We start from the raw sequence: 237 nt of genomic DNA, 5'->3' as shown, positions 1-237 counted from the left end.
CTGATCGCACGCTCGCGCGGCACGACAGCGAGTCTCGCCGTGCGGGCCGCGGCGGCGCTCGCGGGTGTGTGGCTCGGGCTCGCGGCCATCATGATCCCGGTCGCGCTCTGGCGGCTCATCACCATGCAGGACATCGAGGTGGCGCCGTCGCTGGGCGACGAGTGGGGCGCCTACTGCTCCGCGGACGGATCCCCCGCGCTCGTGTGCGACGGATCCCTCTATACGGCGATGGGAGTC

At 72.2% G+C, this 237-nt stretch carries 1 protein-coding gene; it reads left to right on the top strand.

All coding sequences use genetic code 11. From position 1 onward, the window contains the following. A partial coding sequence (locus SB754_RS22860; RefSeq protein WP_410784548.1) for a hypothetical protein occupies positions 1 to 237 on the top strand: 237 nt, incomplete at both ends.

The sequence above is a fragment of the Leifsonia sp. SIMBA_070 genome, assembly GCF_046534635.1.
In the GTDB taxonomy this organism is placed as follows: domain Bacteria; phylum Actinomycetota; class Actinomycetes; order Actinomycetales; family Microbacteriaceae; genus Leifsonia.
The sequence above is the reverse complement of the archived record's forward strand: the minus strand, read 5'-3'. Positions and strand labels throughout refer to the sequence as shown.